16 protein-coding genes and 3 pseudogenes are annotated in these 19861 nt (G+C 41.7%); 5 read left to right on the forward strand and 14 right to left on the reverse strand.

The window, feature by feature from the left end; all coding sequences use genetic code 11:
- Nucleotides 1-21 precede the first annotated feature (21 nt).
- The 5 genes and pseudogenes from AAIH57_RS05405 to AAIH57_RS05425 all read right to left on the reverse strand — a co-directional run.
- Nucleotides 22-1125, reverse strand: a complete 1104-nt coding sequence (locus AAIH57_RS05405; protein WP_430020831.1) for a colicin E5-related ribonuclease — start codon at nucleotides 1123-1125, stop codon at nucleotides 22-24.
- A gap of 955 nt (nucleotides 1126-2080) precedes the next feature.
- Complete coding sequence (locus AAIH57_RS05410; RefSeq protein ID WP_175398555.1) at nucleotides 2081-3130, reverse strand: aldo/keto reductase; 1050 nt, start codon at nucleotides 3128-3130, stop codon at nucleotides 2081-2083.
- A gap of 108 nt (nucleotides 3131-3238) precedes the next feature.
- Entirely contained in the window at nucleotides 3239-4261 is a 1023-nt protein-coding gene (locus AAIH57_RS05415) for an MBL fold metallo-hydrolase (RefSeq protein WP_430020832.1), read from the reverse strand.
- 81 nt (nucleotides 4262-4342) lie between these two features.
- Entirely contained in the window at nucleotides 4343-4756 is a 414-nt protein-coding gene (locus AAIH57_RS05420) for a hypothetical protein (RefSeq protein ID WP_430021336.1), read from the reverse strand.
- A 3-nt stretch (nucleotides 4757-4759) separates the two neighbouring features.
- Nucleotides 4760-4936, reverse strand: a pseudogene (locus tag AAIH57_RS05425) (TetR/AcrR family transcriptional regulator); the annotation flags it as partial.
- A gap of 402 nt (nucleotides 4937-5338) precedes the next feature.
- On the opposite strand from AAIH57_RS05425, the gene AAIH57_RS05430 reads away from it, so the two are divergent.
- Nucleotides 5339-5497, forward strand: a complete 159-nt coding sequence (locus AAIH57_RS05430; RefSeq protein WP_312884377.1) for an IS110 family transposase — start codon at nucleotides 5339-5341, stop codon at nucleotides 5495-5497.
- Between the two features lie 861 nt (nucleotides 5498-6358).
- On the opposite strand, the gene AAIH57_RS05435 is transcribed toward AAIH57_RS05430, so the two are convergent.
- The 3 genes and pseudogenes from AAIH57_RS05435 to AAIH57_RS05445 form a co-directional block, all read right to left on the reverse strand.
- The gene (locus tag AAIH57_RS05435; RefSeq protein ID WP_175398558.1) at nucleotides 6359-7102 is read right to left on the reverse strand and encodes an SDR family oxidoreductase; all 744 of its coding nucleotides are present in this window, start codon (nucleotides 7100-7102) and stop codon (nucleotides 6359-6361) included.
- Between the two features lie 282 nt (nucleotides 7103-7384).
- Nucleotides 7385-7762: a MerR family transcriptional regulator gene (locus tag AAIH57_RS05440; RefSeq protein WP_175398559.1), complete on the reverse strand. Its 378-nt coding sequence runs from the start codon at nucleotides 7760-7762 to the stop codon at nucleotides 7385-7387.
- Between the two features lie 1921 nt (nucleotides 7763-9683).
- Nucleotides 9684-9803, reverse strand: a pseudogene (locus tag AAIH57_RS05445) (AraC family transcriptional regulator); the annotation flags it as partial.
- A 588-nt stretch (nucleotides 9804-10391) separates the two neighbouring features.
- Here AAIH57_RS05445 and AAIH57_RS05450 point away from each other — a divergent pair.
- The gene (locus AAIH57_RS05450) at nucleotides 10392-11267 is read left to right on the forward strand and encodes an SDR family NAD(P)-dependent oxidoreductase (protein WP_430020834.1); all 876 of its coding nucleotides are present in this window, start codon (nucleotides 10392-10394) and stop codon (nucleotides 11265-11267) included.
- Nucleotides 11268-11614: 347 nt separating this feature from the next.
- On the opposite strand, the pseudogene AAIH57_RS05455 reads toward AAIH57_RS05450, so the two are convergent.
- Both AAIH57_RS05455 and AAIH57_RS05460 read right to left on the reverse strand, forming a co-directional pair.
- Nucleotides 11615-11772 (reverse strand): annotated as a pseudogene (locus AAIH57_RS05455) (LLM class flavin-dependent oxidoreductase); the annotation flags it as partial.
- Between the two features lie 303 nt (nucleotides 11773-12075).
- Nucleotides 12076-12501, reverse strand: a complete 426-nt coding sequence (locus tag AAIH57_RS05460; protein WP_430020835.1) for a winged helix-turn-helix transcriptional regulator — start codon at nucleotides 12499-12501, stop codon at nucleotides 12076-12078.
- 188 nt (nucleotides 12502-12689) lie between these two features.
- On the opposite strand from AAIH57_RS05460, the gene AAIH57_RS05465 reads away from it, so the two are divergent.
- Both AAIH57_RS05465 and AAIH57_RS05470 read left to right on the forward strand, forming a co-directional pair.
- On the forward strand, nucleotides 12690-13730 hold the full coding sequence (locus AAIH57_RS05465; RefSeq protein WP_430020836.1) for a zinc-binding alcohol dehydrogenase family protein: 1041 nt from the start codon (nucleotides 12690-12692) through the stop codon (nucleotides 13728-13730).
- A gap of 68 nt (nucleotides 13731-13798) precedes the next feature.
- Nucleotides 13799-14839, forward strand: a complete 1041-nt coding sequence (locus AAIH57_RS05470; protein WP_175399131.1) for an NAD(P)-dependent alcohol dehydrogenase — start codon at nucleotides 13799-13801, stop codon at nucleotides 14837-14839.
- A gap of 213 nt (nucleotides 14840-15052) precedes the next feature.
- Here the strand turns inward: AAIH57_RS05470 and AAIH57_RS05475 are convergent, their stop codons facing one another.
- Nucleotides 15053-15463, reverse strand: coding sequence for an RNA polymerase sigma factor (locus AAIH57_RS05475; RefSeq protein WP_430020837.1), 411 nt, complete (start codon nucleotides 15461-15463; stop codon nucleotides 15053-15055).
- Between the two features lie 314 nt (nucleotides 15464-15777).
- Between AAIH57_RS05475 and AAIH57_RS05480 the strand changes: the two genes are divergently transcribed.
- Complete coding sequence (locus AAIH57_RS05480; protein ID WP_430020838.1) at nucleotides 15778-16095, forward strand: hypothetical protein; 318 nt, start codon at nucleotides 15778-15780, stop codon at nucleotides 16093-16095.
- Between the two features lie 430 nt (nucleotides 16096-16525).
- Here the strand turns inward: AAIH57_RS05480 and AAIH57_RS05485 are convergent, their stop codons facing one another.
- From AAIH57_RS05485 to AAIH57_RS05495, 3 genes are all read right to left on the reverse strand, one after another.
- Entirely contained in the window at nucleotides 16526-17260 is a 735-nt protein-coding gene (locus tag AAIH57_RS05485) for a Fic family protein (protein WP_430020839.1), read from the reverse strand.
- A 305-nt stretch (nucleotides 17261-17565) separates the two neighbouring features.
- On the reverse strand, nucleotides 17566-18378 hold the full coding sequence (locus tag AAIH57_RS05490; protein WP_110756241.1) for an Rpn family recombination-promoting nuclease/putative transposase: 813 nt from the start codon (nucleotides 18376-18378) through the stop codon (nucleotides 17566-17568).
- A gap of 83 nt (nucleotides 18379-18461) precedes the next feature.
- Entirely contained in the window at nucleotides 18462-19385 is a 924-nt protein-coding gene (locus tag AAIH57_RS05495) for a tyrosine-type recombinase/integrase (protein WP_430020840.1), read from the reverse strand.
- Nucleotides 19386-19861 lie beyond the last annotated feature (476 nt).

The following is a 19861-nucleotide window of genomic DNA, read 5'->3' on the forward strand; positions in this document are numbered from 1 at the left end:
TATGATTTAAATTCATTGAATCTATTTAACCCACTTGATGTCATCATCTGACCAGTATGTGCTCCAATCGGGGTCATCCACTTGACTAACCTGAATAATTTCTCCCGTATCATTTCTTCTAACAACATAACCACTATCTTTGTGATAATATACTGTAACCGGTGCATTATTCTGTCCTTTTCTTTGATCAACCCAGTCTACAGTCCCTGCCGGTTCATTTGTAGCTTCACTCAGTCGTTGATCATTCCAACCACGTTCAGTAATTTGATCTGCAATACTTTTGCCACCTCTTTTTGTAGGTTCTTGGCTATAGTGAAAGGGCTCTCCAGAATAACTATCCATTGGAGAATTCATCCCATTTCCACTACTTCCACCCGAATCGGTATGAGGTGAATGATGCTGCCTATCATCGATGGACTTTATTCCAACTTTTCTACCGAAAACGCCAAGGAGCATGGAAGTTGTAATATTTGCAGCATACTCTGCCCCGCCCTCTTGCTTCATTTTATCGAACTCAGCCGCTATTGTCTTCTCTGCCTGTTCGCGGGTATCTCCATTGTCCCAACCATAGTTCCATGTGAAGGCAATTCCGTTCCCTATGTCAGTGATCGTACCAATGGTATTATCATACAAAAGCTCCCCCGTGGTATCCAGAGGATGTTCAATAAAATCTTTGCCTAGTTGGAGGATAGAATCCCCAATTGTAGCTACATTCTCCCCAGCCTCATTAAAGAAGGCATTCACATGTTCCTCGATACTTCGTTTAGGAGGTGGATCATTGGGGCCACATACGAGATCGTTGGTACGGGGTGTACCTGGGTTAGCCTGATACTCTAGTAACGAAGATATATTAACCATAGTTGAATCGGTATCCACAAAGCGATCTCGTATTTGTTCCAAGCGTAGGGACACCATGTGGAGCAGCTCCAGAGTGTTATTCAAGTTTTTCTCCGCATAGCGGTATAGATGGGCAAAACGCTCAGCTGTCTCCCCTTCAAATCCTCCAATCAACGGAGTAAGATGGCTGTTTAATTTATCCAGAATTTGCTGCAAGTGCCCGTGTCCTAACTTAAACAGTCCAACCGTATGTGTCATTTGATCCACAGGAATCTGTATCTTTGTCATTGTCTCAACCCTCAATTCTAAATCTATCCTACAGTTTACTCTTTGTTAGATGCTGTTTTTAAGGAGCGATAGTTCTATTTATGTGTAACCTTTTTACTAGAATTTCCAAACGGAGATTATAACAAATTGTAATTAACTCCAATGAATTAAACGAGGACCATAAAAAAGGGACTCTTTTTGGCTCTAGCTTGGTGAGATTAAACTTCGCTAATGTAATATGGTACTTAATAAAGCTTTAAGTGCATGTTATCAATGATTAGATATTCATCTAATCGGTAATCGGACTATGTTCTTGTCCATTCCGGCAATCGGTACAAGTTCTTGTCCTTGGCTTGGGACACGAACTTGTACCGATAAAATAAAAAAGCCGCTAAAATAGCGACTTCAATGGGACCATGTTCTTGTTCCTCGACATTTAGGCAAAATAAAGAATAGCATTAAACATCTTGCGATTACTTAATTTTGACGGACGTCCCTATCGTGTGTACTTAGGAACTCTTCAAATTTAATTACCTCTATATGTACTATTTACATTCATCCATGGCAGCGTCAAGAATTTTGTGTAAACTGAATAACCTCTTTACCACAGGAGTTCCCTTCATGATACTAGTTAGATAACTACCTAATCCGAAATGACACAATGTTCCTGTCCTTTTCGGCACTGGTACAATGTTCTTGTCCTCACAGCGTGAATGATCTTAAACTATCCTGCCCGTTAGCTTAATAAAGGCAACCGATCACTATGTAGGCTACCTCATTTTGTTTATTGAATTATGTTTCCTGTTATCTATCCGATTATCCTTTTATATATATAAAAGCAATCTGTACGTCTGTACATAAAAAAATTAAATCTGTCTGTACATTGACATAAAGTTCCCTACTAAAAAAACACCTCCAAGTTAATTACCATATCTAACGACAAGGTAACCATCACTTGAAGGTGTTTGTACATATCTTAGCGGCGCTCGACGGCTACGCCCCCAAAGACTCCCCACAGGTTTGCAGGGTCATTTAAGTACTTATGTGGAAACCCCAGCTCAATCGCGCTTACCGTGTCGAGCCTTTGCAGTTGTTCCTCCGTAAGCTGCAAATCAAGCATATCCAAATTGCTTTCAAGCTGTCCGGCTTTGCTTGCCCCCAGCAAAATGGATGTAACCGACGATTGTGCTCTTAGCCATGCCAACGCGACATGCGTTGCCGGGGCGTTCACTTCATCTGCTACTTTTTTGACTTCATCCACAATATTAAATACCCGCTCATTCAGCATACCATGGTTAGCCATCATGGTTACCCGCGAGCTCCAGCCTTCGGATTCCTTGCTTTGCTGTTGCAAATCCTCTCTTGAATATTTTCCGGTCAGCAGACCGTTGGCCAGAGGCGACCAGGCAACAACCCCAAGCCCCAGCTCCTGAGCCATCGGAGTGAGCTCTCTTTCCGACGTTCGCTCGATCAGACTGTGTTCATTTTGCAGCGCAACCAGAGGCGACCACCCTCTCAGGTCGGCGATCGTCTGCATCCGCGAAATCTGCCAGGCCGGCGTATCCGATATTCCTACATAAAGCACCTTGCCCGCTCGTACAAGATCATCCATAGCCCGCATCACTTCCTCAACCGGCGTTGTGTTGTCCCAGGAATGCAAATACAGCAGGTCGATATAATCTGTTTTCATTCGCGACAGACTCGTTTCGACCGAGCGGATCATGCTTTTTCTGTGATTTCCACCTGCATTCGGGTCGCCTTGATGCGTATTCATCGTATATTTCGTGGCAAGCACGATACGCTTACGACGCTCGCCCAGAATTTCACCCAACATGTTTTCCGAGCTTCCGTTCGTATATCCACTGGCCGTATCAACGAAATTTCCGCCCCGGTCGAGGTAGATGTCCAGCATGTTCCGGGCTTCATCCGCGCCTGCGCCCCATCCCCAATCCGTACCGAAAGTCATGGTGCCAAGAGCAAGCTCCGAGACGCGTAATCCGCTTTTTCCTAAGAAATAGTATTTCATATATGCCTCCTAATAATAGTTATTCATTTTTTCGAACTGGAAATCTTTCATTTTTTATAAGTAAATGATCATCGTTGGATATGCCGCTTTTTACATGAATCACCCCCTTCAAATAATATCTCTCCACCATGGAACCGATGGTATTTCAGAAGAACCAATCTCAACACTTTCACCTATGCGAGGTACCGCGATGACGACGTTTCTTTCAGCCGCAGCCTTGAGAACACGCTTGATCGGTTCATCCCAGTCATGGAGCGCGAGTGTAAATGCGCCCCAATGAACCGGGAGCAATATGTTGCCTTGAAGTTCAATGTGGGCTTGAACCGTCTCCTCGGGCAGCATATGCAGCGGCCACCACCCACTGTCGTCGTATTGTCCCGCCTCGATTAACGTCAGATCAAAAGGGCCATAATGATCACCAATCTCTTTAAAATGAGGACCGTAGCCGCTATCCCCGCTGTAAAATATCTTTGTATGTTTTCCTTCGATAATCCACGAACACCACAATGTGGAATTTTGCTTGAAAACACCTCGTCCCGAGGCATGCTTTGCCGGGGTACAGCGAAACTTCAGACCTTCAAACCCGGCTTCCTTCCACCAATCAAGCTCCTCAATCTTCTCAGGTGCAACACCCCATCTTTCCAAATGACTGCTGACCCCAAGCGGAACATAAAACGTTCTCACTTTATCTTTTAATCTCCGGATCGACCGGTAATCCAAATGATCATAGTGATCATGTGAGATGAGCACCGCATCAATCTGCGGAAGATCTTCGATTTCAATGGGCAGTTGTTCGCTATAACGTCTGCCGCCAAACCTGTAAGGAGAGGAATAGGGCTCAAATATCGGATCTATCAGTAATAGCCGCCCCTCCAGCTGAATTAACGAAGTAGAGTGCCCGAGCCATGTAACTGCCGCTTTGTTAACATCTTCCTTTGATAAAGGTGTCACGATTCGCTGAATCGGAAGTATTTCTTTCGGCCGTGCCCTGTGATTGCCTTTGATATATTGCCGCAAGATTGGGAGTAAAGCCTTTACGCTATAATCGACACGCGTTTCAACAGGATATTTAAACCTCCCGTTTACGAAGTTTTTGGATGTTAGATATTCCGTTCTTCCCTTACTGGACATAGGTACCCACTCTCGAATGGTTTATTAAAATCAATAAAAATTGAATGTTCATTCATTTTACAATTAAAAAAAGAAGGACTCCTATGCTTTGACAGCGTCCCAACTCGATTGAATCAAGTCCTTCACATTTTTATCACTAAATTCAAACTCTCTTCTGTAATATTGTTTGGCAAGCTCGGTAACAGGAGCATAAATCAAAACTAGCATCAGCATGGTATCGTAATCTTTAAGCACATTCTGATCTTTGCCTTCCTCAATCAATTTATAAAAAGGCTGGAACATCATACTGGAATCTTCAAGATACAAATTCTCGACAAGCGGTGAATTGCAAAATTGTTCATAAAAGAGGAATTCATCTTTATGGTTAAGAATGAATTCAATATAGTTGTTCATAATCAGTTCAAATCTTTCCTTGACCGGCGTTGGATGATGGACACCCTGGAACATACTCGAACTAATCTTCTGCTCGACATTCATAAACAGCTTCCTCAGCATGTCCTCCTTGTTTTCGAAGTAAACATAGATCGTTCCTGGTGAAACCTTAGCCCGTTTGGCAATTTTAGACATGGAAATTTCAGAGAAGCCGATCTCGTTCAAAAGCTGTATGGTTGCTTGAACAATAGCTTCATTTTTGTTTTTATCCTTATATCTCATGGTCGAATAATAAACGATCATTCAATTAAAGTCAAATAGCAGCGATAAGGTCAAAAAATATATAGTGAGATAGGAGAGAATTGGCTTAATTAATAATTTTTATATTCGGGGACTGCTACCACGCTATGCTGCCCGTTAGAATTCCTGTAATACGAATATTTGGAGTTTGAATAAAAAAGAGCGCGTTACGCACGTGGTCATTGCCTCAAAAAGCCCATCTGGAGGTCGCTCTATCATGAAGTTTAAAGCACAAGACAAACTAAATTAATTCATTGAAAACATTACCGTTCATCATTTAGTGATCGGCGTAGATATCGCTCAAGAGACCCATGTAGCCAGGGCCATCAGCTTTCGTGGGATGCTCTAGGGAATCCGCTCCAATTTGGGAATCATCGTGAAGGCTTTGAGCTTTTCAAACGTTGGATTGAGGACTTACTTAAAACCCACCAACTGAACAAAATCTTGGTTGGCATGGAACCCACCGGTCACTACTGGTTCAACCTAGCACGCTGGCTCTCCGATCAAGGTTTAGCAGCTGTTCTAGTTAATCCTGATCTTGTCAAAAAGAACAAGGAAAACTGAGATAATACTCCCTCTAAAAGCGATCACAAAAATGCGCTTGTTATTGCGGACTTGATTAAAAATGTGTACTACTCTCTGTTCGTTTTCATTCCGAGACTTACGAAGAACTACGTATTCTAATGGCTAACCGAGAAACAGTTACCAAGCGCCTCAACAGTGCCGTCAACCGGATTCATCGCTGGGTAGACGTTGTCTTTCCTGAGGCAGGTCTAAGATCCTTACCTGAACCAGTGCAATCGCCACACTCAGACTCTTCCCGTTACCGAGTGAGATCGGTCAATTAACTACGCATCAAGTTTTTGCTGGTTGGAAGCAATATGTGAAGCGTCCATGCTGGAGTGAAACGCGATAAGCTGCTTATTTCACTTGCAAAATCCAGTGTGGGCACGACTCAAGCACTCCGACAACTTGAGCAGATTGAGCATGGGCTCCATACTATTCTCGAACCTATTCCTTACGCAAAAACCCTGCTTGAAATACAAGGCATCCACGTAACAAATCTAGCGGGTATACTCGGTGAGGCTGGAGATCTAAGCGGTTATTCACATGGTAATGCGCTATTACGTCACACCGGTTTGAATCTAGCTGAGGCTTAACTGGTTTTACAGAAACCGCATACATCAACCCTGAACGTGTACAACGGATTATGCAGTAGGAGCAGCTTCAATCTCAATTTCCATTCAAACAAAACTAAACAACCAGTCACCGATTGATTATCGACGACTGGCTGCTTTAAACTTTCAAGGTGTTTTGATCCCAGTCTCATAAAAGGGGGATCAGTCTTCAAAAAACTAACCAGGTTTTTAGTACAGTCCTTCCCGGGCGAGCTTGAACTACTTGCCGTTTTTGGCGGAGACAATGTTATAAGCTTTGAGACGTGGGGCGGACAATCAGTTCGTTAATGGTTACGTTTGTCGGCTGCTGGATTGCAAATAGTATCGTTCTGGCAATGTCGCTTGGGTCAAGTTGACTCCATTCCTGGCTGCCCAATTTCTCCAATGCCGGATAAATGGAGTTATCGGTAATGGTATCGTACAGCTCGGTCTCCACCGCACCAGGGGAGATGAGTGTTGTCCGAATATTTTGTGTGGATCCCAATTCGGTTCGCATACCTTCTGTTAAAATCCGTACAGCATGCTTGGTCGCACTATAAATAGAGCTTGAAGGGAAGATGATATGTCCCGCAATGGACGAAAAATTAATGATATGCCCCTCGTTACGTTCTTCCATATGTTTGTACACTGCCGCTATCCCATAGAGAACACCCTTAATGTTCACATCGATCATTCTATCCCATTCGTCGACTTTTAAATTTTTGAAGAACGAAAGAGGCATGACCCCAGCATTATTAATCAAAATGTCGATTTGTCCATAGACTTTAATCGTTTTATCCGCCAATGCTTCCAGATCAACACGCGAAGTGACGTCAGTCACCATGTAGCTGGCTTCACCTCCAGCGTTACGAATTTCTTCTTGCAGCTGCTGCAATCGGTCTTCCCGGCGAGCGGCAAGCATGACTTTAATATTGTGTTGAGCGAGAAGTTTCGCCGTGGCCGCTCCCATTCCGCTGCTTGCACCTGTGATGATTGCTACTTTTGTATTCATGTGTACTTCCCCTTTGTCCTTGTATTAGCCACTCATCGTCGGCTTGATTCCAGGTTATCAATTAGAGTTTAATATAAGTCAAGTCTCAAAAATTAAATAATTTGCATAGGCGAAATCCCCACAAATTCGTGGAATTTTTGATGATACAGACAATAAGTGGAAATAATAGGGAAATAACAACGGAAAATATATTAGAGTTTACTCTAATATAAGCACCAAAAAAGACGCATTTCCATCCGGGAAACGCGCTCCATCTTAGAGTGAAATGTTGCAAACCAACATCTAGGGCAGCATCTTGGCCAATCCTTTTTCCTGCATGTCATAAAGTGCCAGTTTGTAATTGATTTGCTCCAAAGATTTAATTGTTTCCGAGAGGTCCTTCTCCACTTTTTCCTTGTGGATAAGCATCATTTGTTTACGTAATTCTAGGGTGTTCTCGCCTTCTTGGTATAGACCCACATATTTCCTGATCTCGGCAAGTGGCATGCCCGTCGCTCGCAGCGCCAAAATAAAATTCAACCAATCCATACTCTCTTCGTCATACACTCGATTGCCACTCGAATCGCGCTTGACATATGGCAGGATCCCTTCCCGTTCGTAAAATCGAAGAGTATATGGGGTAATTCCGGTTTTCTCCGAAATTTCTTTAATCGTGGACATCGCATTCTCCTCCAGTCATCAAAGTAAACTCTAACCTTTATCCTTCATTCATTTCCATATTTCTGGAATTAACAACCAACTATTAAGGGGATTTCCTAGTTTAATGGCGGATTGAACAAGCTTTTAACTTAGAGTTTACTATATGGACTTAGATGTATTCTATTCAAAATTCGCAGAAAGAAGGTATTGTGTCTACTACATTATCTACCTCCAAAGCTCTCTTAAAATCGTTTTAAAACTCCTATATGAGCAGAGTTAATTGCAATTTGATTCTAATAGAGGTGGGCTGTTCTGAAAAAAGGTGGAATCTTCTTCTCTTTAACTCAGGATCAATCCCAAAAATAGGCTGAAAATTATGGAGTTAAAGCTAAATTCAATACCAAATTCCCTAACCGAGAAGACTTACAGAACATAACGAAATTAATTACTGAAGGCAGAATTAAACTTCACGCTTCTCTTCCAACAATTCTGCAAATGACTGGCGTATTCGCTTAAATTCATTTGTAGAGATTTTTTTGACATCTGGATATTTCGCTTCAACTAGATCGATCCAATGTACATAGGCAGAGTTTTTGAAGGTATCTACCCAAAACGCAGAGAGTGACTGGTCACTATCGCATTTTTTTTCTTGCAAGGCTAAGATAAAGCTTCTTGTTTCACTTTTAGTCTGATTCCAGAAAGCATACATCAGTTTAAATCATCAAAATTACGTTAAAAATGGTCTAACAGTAAGATTAACTCTTGTGCGGGAATATCCCCTTTTACACTCACTCTTGTAAACTGACAACATCCATCCCGTAACCAAAAAAAGCACACTAAACCTAAACACAAAACGAAATAATAATTAAGCATCATAGTCCCTTATTACATAGTATCATCCAAATTATTAATCAAAAGAATCAGTATATGTATATGAGTTCGTGATACGATACTATCCTGCATTCTTCATCGGAAATATGATTTGGTTTTGTTAAGTTTCATTATTTTTATTGTTCTTTTCCCAAGTGAATTTAAGTTTATTAGTCTTTTCAATAATCATTAAATCGAGTAGCTTTATTAATCTTGTACCTATTCTTACAAGAATTATACAAGCAGCGAGTGTAATAATAATGACTAGTAACCATTCTATAAAAGGAATATAAGAAGTAAATGGTGTGTTTATGTAAACCGGGATAGATTCATCTAATCCTACTGTATTAATAGCAGTAACATCCTTTTAAAGTAAATTATATATATTTAATAAGAAACTTATTATAACATGAGTAATACTTTTTTTAATAAGCCGAAATATTTGTTTAAAGCACACTTCACTAAAATGAAATAACTTTCTTTATGATAAAATCACACCGTTTCTCATCCATCATTTTACCTAATCTAACTCACTTCATCCACTATGGAAATATGTAAAAAGTCACAATAAATGTAGCTAATATGAACCCAATGTGAGTTTAGTCACCCTCAAGCTAGCTCAATAATTATCAGATGAAGGCAGACAGCTACTCATCCCCTTACTTGCGTCACACTCTCTTTATCTTCAAATGATTTAATGGACTGTAGACACGTCCTATATCAAGTATATCCTCTTGTTCTAAGCCTCTTAAATACTTGGAAATTATCTGTTTATCGAGTTGCCCCATGAGTCTACACAAACTATAGATATCAATTTCTTTGTGGAGCTGCTTCTGGGCAAAGTAATGACGACATTCATGAGGGGAACATCTGCGCCCCTTCCTCACTCCAGCATTTTGACAGCGCTCTTTTAGTATCCCTTATTGAACACAGGAGCGGAAAAGCCTAACGGCAGATTGATCAAGGAATTAGTAATCCTCATTTGTACCAGTGACCTTTATATAAATCGCTCCTGTCCTAAGAGTTCATACTTTCTCATGTACTTACGCATGATGTTGCTAATATAAACCTATCGTTGAAAATGATACGTAGAGCAACAGGCAATCTGCGCTATTTCATCATATGAGATATTGTCAGTCAAATTTGTTTCGATGTGATCCATTGCGCTGTTCATCCTCTCTAACCAATCCATCGTTCTCCCTCCCTTCGAGTTAAATATTATCGTAAATAAAAAAGACTTTCCGTGCATTTCCTGCACCAAATTGTCAGCATCATTCGCATCCCCTGAAGATCAATCCCAATAAATCTTGTCTAATTATGTTTTCCCTAGTCACCACTTTAACCTGCTCGTTAGTTGAACAAAAGCAGCCGATCAATCTGATCAGCTGATCTTTTTTAGTTCTATTACGCTATCGTTTCCGGTTAGTTTAAACAATTTTGATCTCTTTCCATCTTACCTACTACAATTTGAACGCAGTCTGATTGAATTAAAACATAGTTAGCTTTGTCATTAGTTTTTGGAGTTACGTTCATTGCTCACCTGCTGCTGCACTGTACTTATTTAGCTATTGTTCTCCGTTAGAGCGTAATATAGTAAGTTCCTAGAACAAATTATATGGCCATAAATGCAGAATGAGCCAATCATGGGCGATGGGCTTGGAGTCAAGTCTTTAATCCTTGTGACAAAACTTTATTTTCGCTCCTTGACTTGGAGCCGACTCCAAGTTATAGAATGGAAGCCATCTGGGGAATATATCCCGCGATTAGGAGGAGACATACAATGAACACGAACAAACGAGAAAATATCGCACTGATTACTGGCGCAAGCAATGGGATCGGGTTGGAATTAACACGGAAGTTACTGTTAGAGGGCTGGCAGGTGGTTGCTTTGAACCGATCCGACTTTCCTGCGGATGATATGAGAATCCAAAAAGCCATCAATAGTGGATGGCTTCGCATTTATAAAATAGCGGATCTTGCCGATTATGCCAGCTTGAGACGTACTTTGGAAGAGATCAAAGGAAAGGAGCGGCGGATTGACACCTTGTTCAACAATGCCGGTGGAAGCTTTAACGAACTGAGCTATTCGAAACAAGGGCGTGAGAAACATTATGAACTGATGACGGTCGTTCCGTATATCATCTTGATGGAATTGAAAGAACTCTTAAAAAACTCTAGCTTGAAAACGGTAGTCAATACCTCATCTGCTGCACTAAACTATGTGAAAGAGTTTAATATCGAAATCCTGGAACGCCCCAAAACCTTCCGCAAACTACTTGGTCCATATGCCACTTCAAAGCTGGCGCTTTCGCTGTGGACACAGGCTATCTCATCGCAGCTTGCTAAAGAAGGCATCAAGATCCGCAGCGTTGACCCGGGTAGCAATAATACGATAAGAAAAGGAAAAAATTCCGGATTACCCATAGTGGTTAAATGGCTAATGAAGCTGTTTTTCTCTCCACCTACCCACGGCGCGAACCAGTTGTATGAGGCGGCCCTCGGTGAACACCGCAATGAAACCGGCGTGTTTTTGCTGAAAGGTAAGACTGCGAAATTAAAATTTATTGATCAATCCCGGAACGTTTTGGAAAGAATTCATGAGATTTATGAACACGAATTTCTTGTTGAGCGTTCCCAGGTTATAAAGGCACACTAAACGGCTAGACATTTTTGATTATGGCCTGTAATCGCAACATGTAGACCCCGATTCGGACCGCGGCAGCCTATCGCCAGGCTGCCGCACTTTCTTTATGAAGCTATCTTTTTCCTTTAGATTTAATGGTATTACACCTAACCCTTTGTCTCACGATGGATGGTACTATGAGATGGTGTAACACCTGCTAGGAATAAAAGAGCCCGAGGCAGGATTTGTGCAAAGTATGGTTCCTACACCATATTCTCCAAGGAGAATTCACTATGAGCTCACACATCTTAGTATCTGAGCAAATCGAATCATGCGAGAACTATCGATTCAATCGGTGATTCGTAAGAAGCAAATAAAGTCAAGCTATAGCCAAACAGTGGGAACGAATTAATAAAGGATCCTCCACCTACCATAATCTCTGCCCTTCCGTTGCTAACGCTATCCAACGTGGAAAAAGATTGGTATACGCGAACCGGATATCCGAGGAAAGAACGGTAACGACACTCGTGAGCCAAATTTCTCCTCATTCATCCAAATTCTTAAGTATCTTTGTCATTGTCTCAACCCTCAGTTCTAGATTTATCCTATAGATTACTCTATGTTATATGCTGTTTGTGAGGAGCGATGGTTCTATTTATGTGTATCCATTGGCAAGAAAAGTTGATCCATGGCATATTTGAATGTACAAGAAAACCGTTCCTTGGAAAAATGTTGGTGGTACTTCCATTTTACCAAGGAACGGTTTCTTTTTGTTTTACAATTTTGGAAACAGGGGCTGTCCCGGTCATTTATATGACTTTTGGGACAGCGCCTTTCTTACTTATGAATATCTGTGATTTGAAGCGGTCCGTCGTTCATTATATAGATCGCTTTCGACTTCTCCGCTTCCCGTCCATCCACTGGTTGAGTCATTGCCATGAGTTTCTCCCCAGGTCTTCATGCTATCGATAATTGGTTCCAGCGTACGGCCGAATGCAGTCAGCGAGTATTCGACCTTAGGCGGGACCTGCTGAAAGACCTCGCGATGCACGATGCCATCCTCTTCCAACTGGCGCAACTGCAAAGTCAGCATGCGTTGGGTAATAGTCGGGAAGAGGCGGCGGAATTCACTGGACCGTTTCGGTCCCTCGATCATATGATACAGCAGCATGCCTTTCCACTTTCCTCCGATGATATCCAGCGTAAACTCGACCGGGCAGCTCTCTTCCCCCGGACATTTTCCGTATGTGCTTTTTCTGTCTCTCATGCTTTCTCCTCCTCTTTGAATAATCCAAGTTCAAACTCCTTGATGCAAACAGTATTATTTTTATGCTGTAGGTACATAAAAGTGACTATATAACATTTATGTTCTTATGCCACATGAATGTGCGTACTTAACAAAGCAGATTCTACCATTCTATAATCAGAGTATAACTTAAATAGGAGGAATACAAAATGACAAATATAGCATCCATGAAAGCCGTAGCCTTGAAAGAATATTTACCAATCGACCGTGAAGATAGTCTGATTGACGTGGAACTAGACAGACCCACGCCGCAAGGAAAGGACATTCTCATCCGTGTCCAAGCCGTCTCTATCAACCCTGTTGACGTGAAAGTCCGCTCGCCGAAAGATCGCAAGGAAGAACAGTATCGCGTGATCGGCTGGGATGCTTCGGGAATCGTTGAAGCTGTCGGTGAAGGTGTGACATTGTTCCAGCCGGGCGATGAGGTCTACTATGCCGGTAGCATCACACGTCCCGGAAGCAATGTGCAATTCCAACTCGTTGACGAACGGATCGTTGGCCACAAGCCGAAAAACCTCGACTGGGCCGAAGCCGCCGCGCTGCCGCTGACGACGATCACCGCCTGGGAGGCGATTTACGATCGCCTTGGCGTATCCAAGAATCCGGAAGACAACGCCGGCAAAAGTATCCTGATCATCGGCGCGGCCGGCGGAGTCGGATCGATCGCCACCCAGCTCGCCAATCTGGCGGGTCTCACCGTCATCGGCACCGCTTCGCGCAAAGATTCGGCCGACTGGGCGCTGAAGCACGGCGCTCACCATATCATCACCCACTATGATGACTTTGCTTCGCAAATCGAGAAGCTTGGACTGGATGCACCCGAATACATCTTCTGCCTGAACAGCACCGACAAGCACTGGGACAACATCGTGAAGGCACTAGCACCGCAAGGCAACGTCTGCTCAATCGTTGAAACCAAAGGACCGGTCGATTTGACTAAGCTCCAAGACAAAAGCGGCACATTCGCCTGGGAATTCATGTTCACCCGCCCTATGTTCGAGACGAAAGATATGGCTGCTCAGCATGAACTGTTGAACACGGTGGCCAAGCTGGTTGAAGACGGCAAAGTAGTGACCACGCTGACCGAACGCTTGTCTCCATTCAATGCGGCGAATATGCGCGAAGCGCACCGCCGGGTCGAAAGCGGCAGCATGATTGGAAAATTGGTCGTGGAAGGTTTCGATAACTAATCGAAAGCTTTGAAGATGACTTCAAGTTAACTTTAATAACTATACTATAATTAAAGGAGTAGAAAATGATGTGTAAGACACGCGTTCTAAGTGCCCCAGGTGCAGGAGTACCTTTCGAAAAGACCACGATCGAGCGGAGAGAATTGCGGCCGGACGATGTTTTAATCGAAATTAAGTTTAGCGGGATTTGCCATTCCGATATCAACAGCGTAAACGGTGAATGGGGTGGCGGAATGTTCCCGATGGTTCCGGGCCATGAAATCGCTGGAATCGTAAGAGAAGTGGGCTCCGATGTTACAAAATTTAGAGTAGGCGATCGCGTAGGTGTGGGTTGTTTTGTAGACTCTTGCGGAGAATGCGAATACTGCCTCAAGGGTGAGGAACAGTATTGTACAAAAGGCGCGGTGCAGACCTATAATTCGTTAGACTATGATGGCAATCCAACATACGGGGGATACAGCCAAAAAATCGTGGTTACAGAAAGATTCGTAGTTCGCATCCCGGACAACCTGGAGCTGGATGTAGCAAGCCCGCTGCTTTGTGCAGGCATCACAACGTATTCTCCTTTGAAGCATTGGAATGTCGGTCCCGGTAAAAAGGTTGCCATTTTGGGTGTTGGAGGGCTCGGCCATCTGGCGATCCAATATGCGCACGCCCTGGGCGCCGAAGTTACGGTCTTGAGCCGCACGATCGATAAAAAAAGCGAAGCCCTGAGCCTTGGAGCAGATCATTACTTTGCCACAAGCGATTCAGAAACATTTACAGCGCTGGCCGGTCGTTTTGACCTCATCTTAAACACCGTGTCTTCGAATCTTGATGTCGATGCGTATTTATCGCTTCTTCGTGTAGACGGTACACTTGTCAATGTCGGCGCTCCAGGTAGACCCGATCAATATAATGTGTTTTCCTTACTTTTGGGTCGTCGCAGCATAGCCGGGTCCCTTGTAGGCGGAATTCGGGAAACTCAAGAGATGCTCGATTTCTCGGCGGAGCACGGCATTGCCCCTAAAATCGAGGTTATCAGTGCCGACCAAGTAACCGAAGCCTATGAGCGAGTTCTCCGCAGTGATGTGCGTTATCGATTTGTTATGGACGTATCCACCTTGTAAGTTATCATAGCCATATCTCGTTAAACTTGAAAAGCCGCCATTTTGACAATTTCTTATGGATATATATTGATGTCTTCTAACATGATTAGGCTATCGATATTTCCACAACACTTGTTGAATGAATTAAATCCCAATCTCTCTATAAAACAGAAGAGGATTGGGATTCTTTTCTTTTGTAAATATAAAATATATAAATAAATCCAATGTTTTGACCTATGATCGAAATAAATATGTCTTTACCATCTCCTCTCGCATACCTACCAGATCGGAGATTTCTCGATAACTGAAATTAAGCTCGTATTTCAAAATGAGCAACTGCCTATAGATTGGATTCAGTGCATCCATCACATGCTCGATCTCTTCTCTCCGTTCCTTACGCAACAGGATTTCCTCCGGGATTTCACTACCTTCCACGGTTGGCTCTTGATCCAACCACTCAATTCTTTTTCGCTTGCGAAGCATATCATAATATCGATTGAGCGCTACCCGGTATAGCCAGGCTGAGAACTTTTCTGGCACGATGGAATCAAGATAAAGGAGCCCTTTATATACCGTGTCCTGAATAATATCTTCGGCGTCACTAAAATCTTGTGAAATATAGGCACTTAGAATTGATTTTAACAATCAGTTTAAGTGAGAGTATAACAAAACAGGTCAATCATGGTTTATCCACTATGATTAACCTGCTCTGCTGTAGCAAAATAAGAAAAACTCATCATTCAAATTAATCTTTGTAGAACGACATTAATCCTCATCCTTCTCAAAGCATCTCCGCTCTTACATTCTAATATGAAAATCAAACAAGTTATCCAGGTAAACCTGAATAACCAGTTAAAAAGCTGATGATAGGAATTACGATGACAGCCGCAGCTCCTTTTGAAGTTGCTTGTTTAAAGGCTTTGTATCGAGCCTAATAAAAATATAACTGGGGGTTTACTATGAACACAATTGATATGTCACAAGCTCGTGAACGTTATAATAATGGCTATAGTAAGAAAGAGATCGCTTCTATGAACATAGAGGCATTTCAAACGGTACTTCGCACGCTAGATGTTGATGATCGCACAGAAGCTCCTTTGAATACAATTATCACGATGTATCCTAACTTTAGTAATAAGTTTGATATTTGTAAAGACGAGTTAGAGTTCAGACTTGCTTTACTGGAACAAGCAGGATTCCTTAGTATCCGTATTAGATCGATCCAGCGGGTTCTTCCATGGATACTCTGCATACTCCTTCGTCGGGAAGCCTTCTAAAGCGGGGTGGGCAGAATCAACAATAATCCCGCAAGGATCTTCCGATGCAAAGTGTGCAGGGCTCCAGAATACAGGATAGAACTTTCCCGGAGTCGCGTTTTTCAACTGACCATCCTTGACTAGAAAAAGGACGCTCCCTCCCATGGATAGGTGTTTTAGGCCCCTCCTTTTGAAAAGGTTTGGCTTCTTCGTACTGGCAGTTAGCTTGATATCTCCCTGATTTGAAACATATCCCTATTTTAATTGATAATCACTGCTGCCAGGCCCTCTGAAAAAGCTCCAACATCTGTATAATTACCCTCAAAGTTTCCTAAAAGAATAAACAACAAATTGTTTATGGAAAAGTAAACCTGCAATAAATAAAAAGCATCGTATGGAACTTTGTTGGGAGTGTAAATCTCAACAAAGTTCATACGATGCATTTCAATACTTAGACTGACAATATCAGCTCTAGATTGTGTTTCACTTCTGTTGCAACGAGATCTACAATGGGCTGAAGATCCCCCTTATCACCTTGTTCTAAAGCTGTGTAATACTCCTCACGATTCTCGTTTCGAATGATAGCTGGCGGAAAGCCCTTTTTCATTAAAATCAAGTTCATAGCAAGTCTACTAACTCTGCCATTCCCATCTGTAAAAGGATGGATCGCCACAAGTCGGTGATGAAATTTTGCTGCTAACTCTATAGAGTGCATTTTCGTCTTCTGAGTATCGTACCATTGTATCAATTCTTCCATCTCTACTGAAACATGAATAGCCGGTGTGTGCTGTTGGATTTTACCTGAGATCGTCAATACATGATTATCTTCCTTCTTATAGTCACCTGTAGAGAAAGTAATGTCCCTAACCCCTTGGAACAGAATCGCATGCAAATCTTTAATGAGACGGCCTGTAATATCCCTATCTTTGATAACTTCCTGTAAGTAATCAATCGCCTCAGCATGATTCACGATTTCAAGATGTTCTCTGAGTGATTTTCCTTTTACGGTTAAACCTTCTCTTAGAAAAAATGCGGTTTCTCTATAAGTAAATGTATTACCCTCTATTGCGTTAGAGTGATATGTCCATTCTTCACGAAATTTTTGATTAATAATATTCATCAAATCTGGCTGAAGTGGTCGTTTATTATCTACTTCTTTACGCAAAGCATCAATCTCTTCAAACATTGCCTTTTTCCTTCCTACACAGTTATGATGTTATTTTATCAAAATCTCGAATCATATTCTGTACAATACTAACTTCGACCAAGACCAAGAATCGGCAAAGCAATCTCCTTAGTTTGCTCAGTTCAGTTCCTTTAATCCCCCGAGTGGATACAGGAGATAAGACATATTCTTTATAACGTTCATTACAACTGTCCCATCCCTAACAAGACAAGATTGTAATCTCTCCTGTTTCCACAACTGGAAAGAAAAGCGGTTTCCTTTCTTATAAAAAAAGCCGCTAATTTAGCGACTCGTAATAAAGGTATTTATCTCTTTAATTGATTGATTTCCTGTTCAGTCAATCCAGTTGCCTTGGCGATCGTAGATATATCCAAATTCAAATCCAACATATTTTTGGCCACTTCAGTGATACCCGCTTTTCGAGCTCCTTCGAGCATTGACGCTTCATCATGCAAATATTTCTGACGCGCTTCATACAAGCGACGCGCTTCGGAATCCTGGCTCAAAAATTGCAAGGTATCCATGGCCTTCTCTAATCCTGGTTCATTCATCTTCAGCACCTCCCAATGTGTAGTATCCACACCTTTCAGAAACAACAACCAGTTCTCAAGACCACCTTGTGACGGAATAACGTCATCTAACTTAGGTAATTCCAGAAAATGAATCTCGATATCGTCAATTAGGGTTAAACCTGTCCGGTCTTCTCGAAGATGAAAAGTACTATGGTAATCATCATTGGCTAAAAAAGCATAGTTCAGGATATTAATTGTGACGCATTTTTTCAACTCCTGGTACTTCTCTCCCTCATGAAGTTGACTGGAATAGCGTTTACTCCAATAAAATAACGTTCTTTTCTCAATGTCGTACTTATTAAATAGCTGCATTTCAATATCAATCAGTTTTCCCTCTGAGGTTTTAGCATAAACATCAAAGATCGATTGCTTATCTAGGGGGTCATCTTTGTCCGTGTAAGGATTCATCAGGATGATCTCTGTAAGTGGTGGATCTCCCGCTTCAGTAAGGACTCGATTCAGAAAAGCCAGTAATACGTCTTTATTATTTTCACTGCCAAAGATACGTTTGAAGACAAAGTCTACTCTGGGATCAAGCAATTCCATAACAGCAACTCCATTCTCTATGCACTTCCATTATACCAAAAATCAATGCATTCAAAACAAATTTCGTGCAGGCATCGACCTATTTATGCCTGGCCAGCATAAGGTTTGTATTCACCAATTGTGTTTAAGGGAACATTTACAGTAGCCATAGCCCTTTTCTTTTGTTCATCATTAACGTGCGTATAAATCATGGTTGTTTCAATCGAAGAATGCCCCATCAGTTCCTTCACAACGCGTATATCTACATCATTTTTCAGTAACATGGTAGCAAAAGAGTGCCTTAATTTGTGGCATGAAAGTTTCATATCACTAACATTTGGATTGCCTTTCTTCAATGCTTCAAATGTGAGATTGACGATTTTCTGTATCTGCCTTATGGAGAGTCTGCGCCCTTTTTGAGATACAAAGAATGCTTCTTCCTGAAGTCTGTAAGGAGAAATCCTCTCCTTTTCTACCTCCAGTAGATAGTTCAGTAATACGTCTGGTACAGGTATCTCATTCCACTTTCGACCTTTCCCAAACACTTCAATCGTTCCTCTAGTCTTTTTCAGATCCTTTAAATTCAACCTGTGAACTTCCACTACTCGCAATCCACAATAGGCCATAAGTAAAAATATCGCAATATTCCTGTTCTTATAGCGACCTTCAATATACTTAAGGCTCTCCGATAGATCCTCTTCCTCAAGATAGATCGGTTTCTTATTTTTTTCAGTTTTAGACTTTTTCACTTCGGCAGCCGGATTTTTTGATGCGAGTTCAAAATCAATCAGAGCCATATAGAATGTTCGAATAGCAGAAAGAGATCGATTACGTGTTTTATCACCAGCAGAACCCTGCTTTTCACTTAGAAACTCCATGATGTGCAATTTCCCTGCATCTTGGGGTAACGATCCATTTAACGAGTCTAAAAAGATCAGGCTTTCTCTCATATACTCTTTTTGAGTTGATGCCGTATATCCGGATTGTTTTAGATAAATTCGAAAAGCCCGAATTTGTTCGCTATACAAATCCTCGAGTTCATATCTTACGCATTTCGCTCACTCCGGTCTCGTTTAAACACTAATTTAGATGAGAATTTTCGTTGAACAATTTCAAAAAAATAGTACATCTATTTAATACTAATTGAAATAAAAGGTCATTTTCAAGAGGGGAGTTCGCCTATAATGAGTCTACTTCATACATGAAAATCAATTTAAAATAAAAGTGCGTCAAATTCATGTTTGGCGCTATTATTATAGCAAATATGGTTCTTAATTTTATTAAGTACATATCACACAAACTTAAAAATTGCCAATTAAATAACAAACAGCCGATTACATTAGTCTGCTACTTTTTTTGATTCTTACACTATTATAGTTTCCCGTTAGTTGAATGATTAACTACGAATATTTAATAAGTATTATCAGCAATTTCGTCGATCTCTGATATACCAACCCGAGAATACTAACTCAGCATCGGCAGGAGTTTTCTTTCGCACTCCATT

The sequence above is a fragment of the Paenibacillus sp. MABNR03 genome, from assembly GCF_050455445.1.
In the GTDB taxonomy this organism is placed as follows: Bacteria; Bacillota; Bacilli; order Paenibacillales; family Paenibacillaceae; genus Paenibacillus; species Paenibacillus xylanilyticus.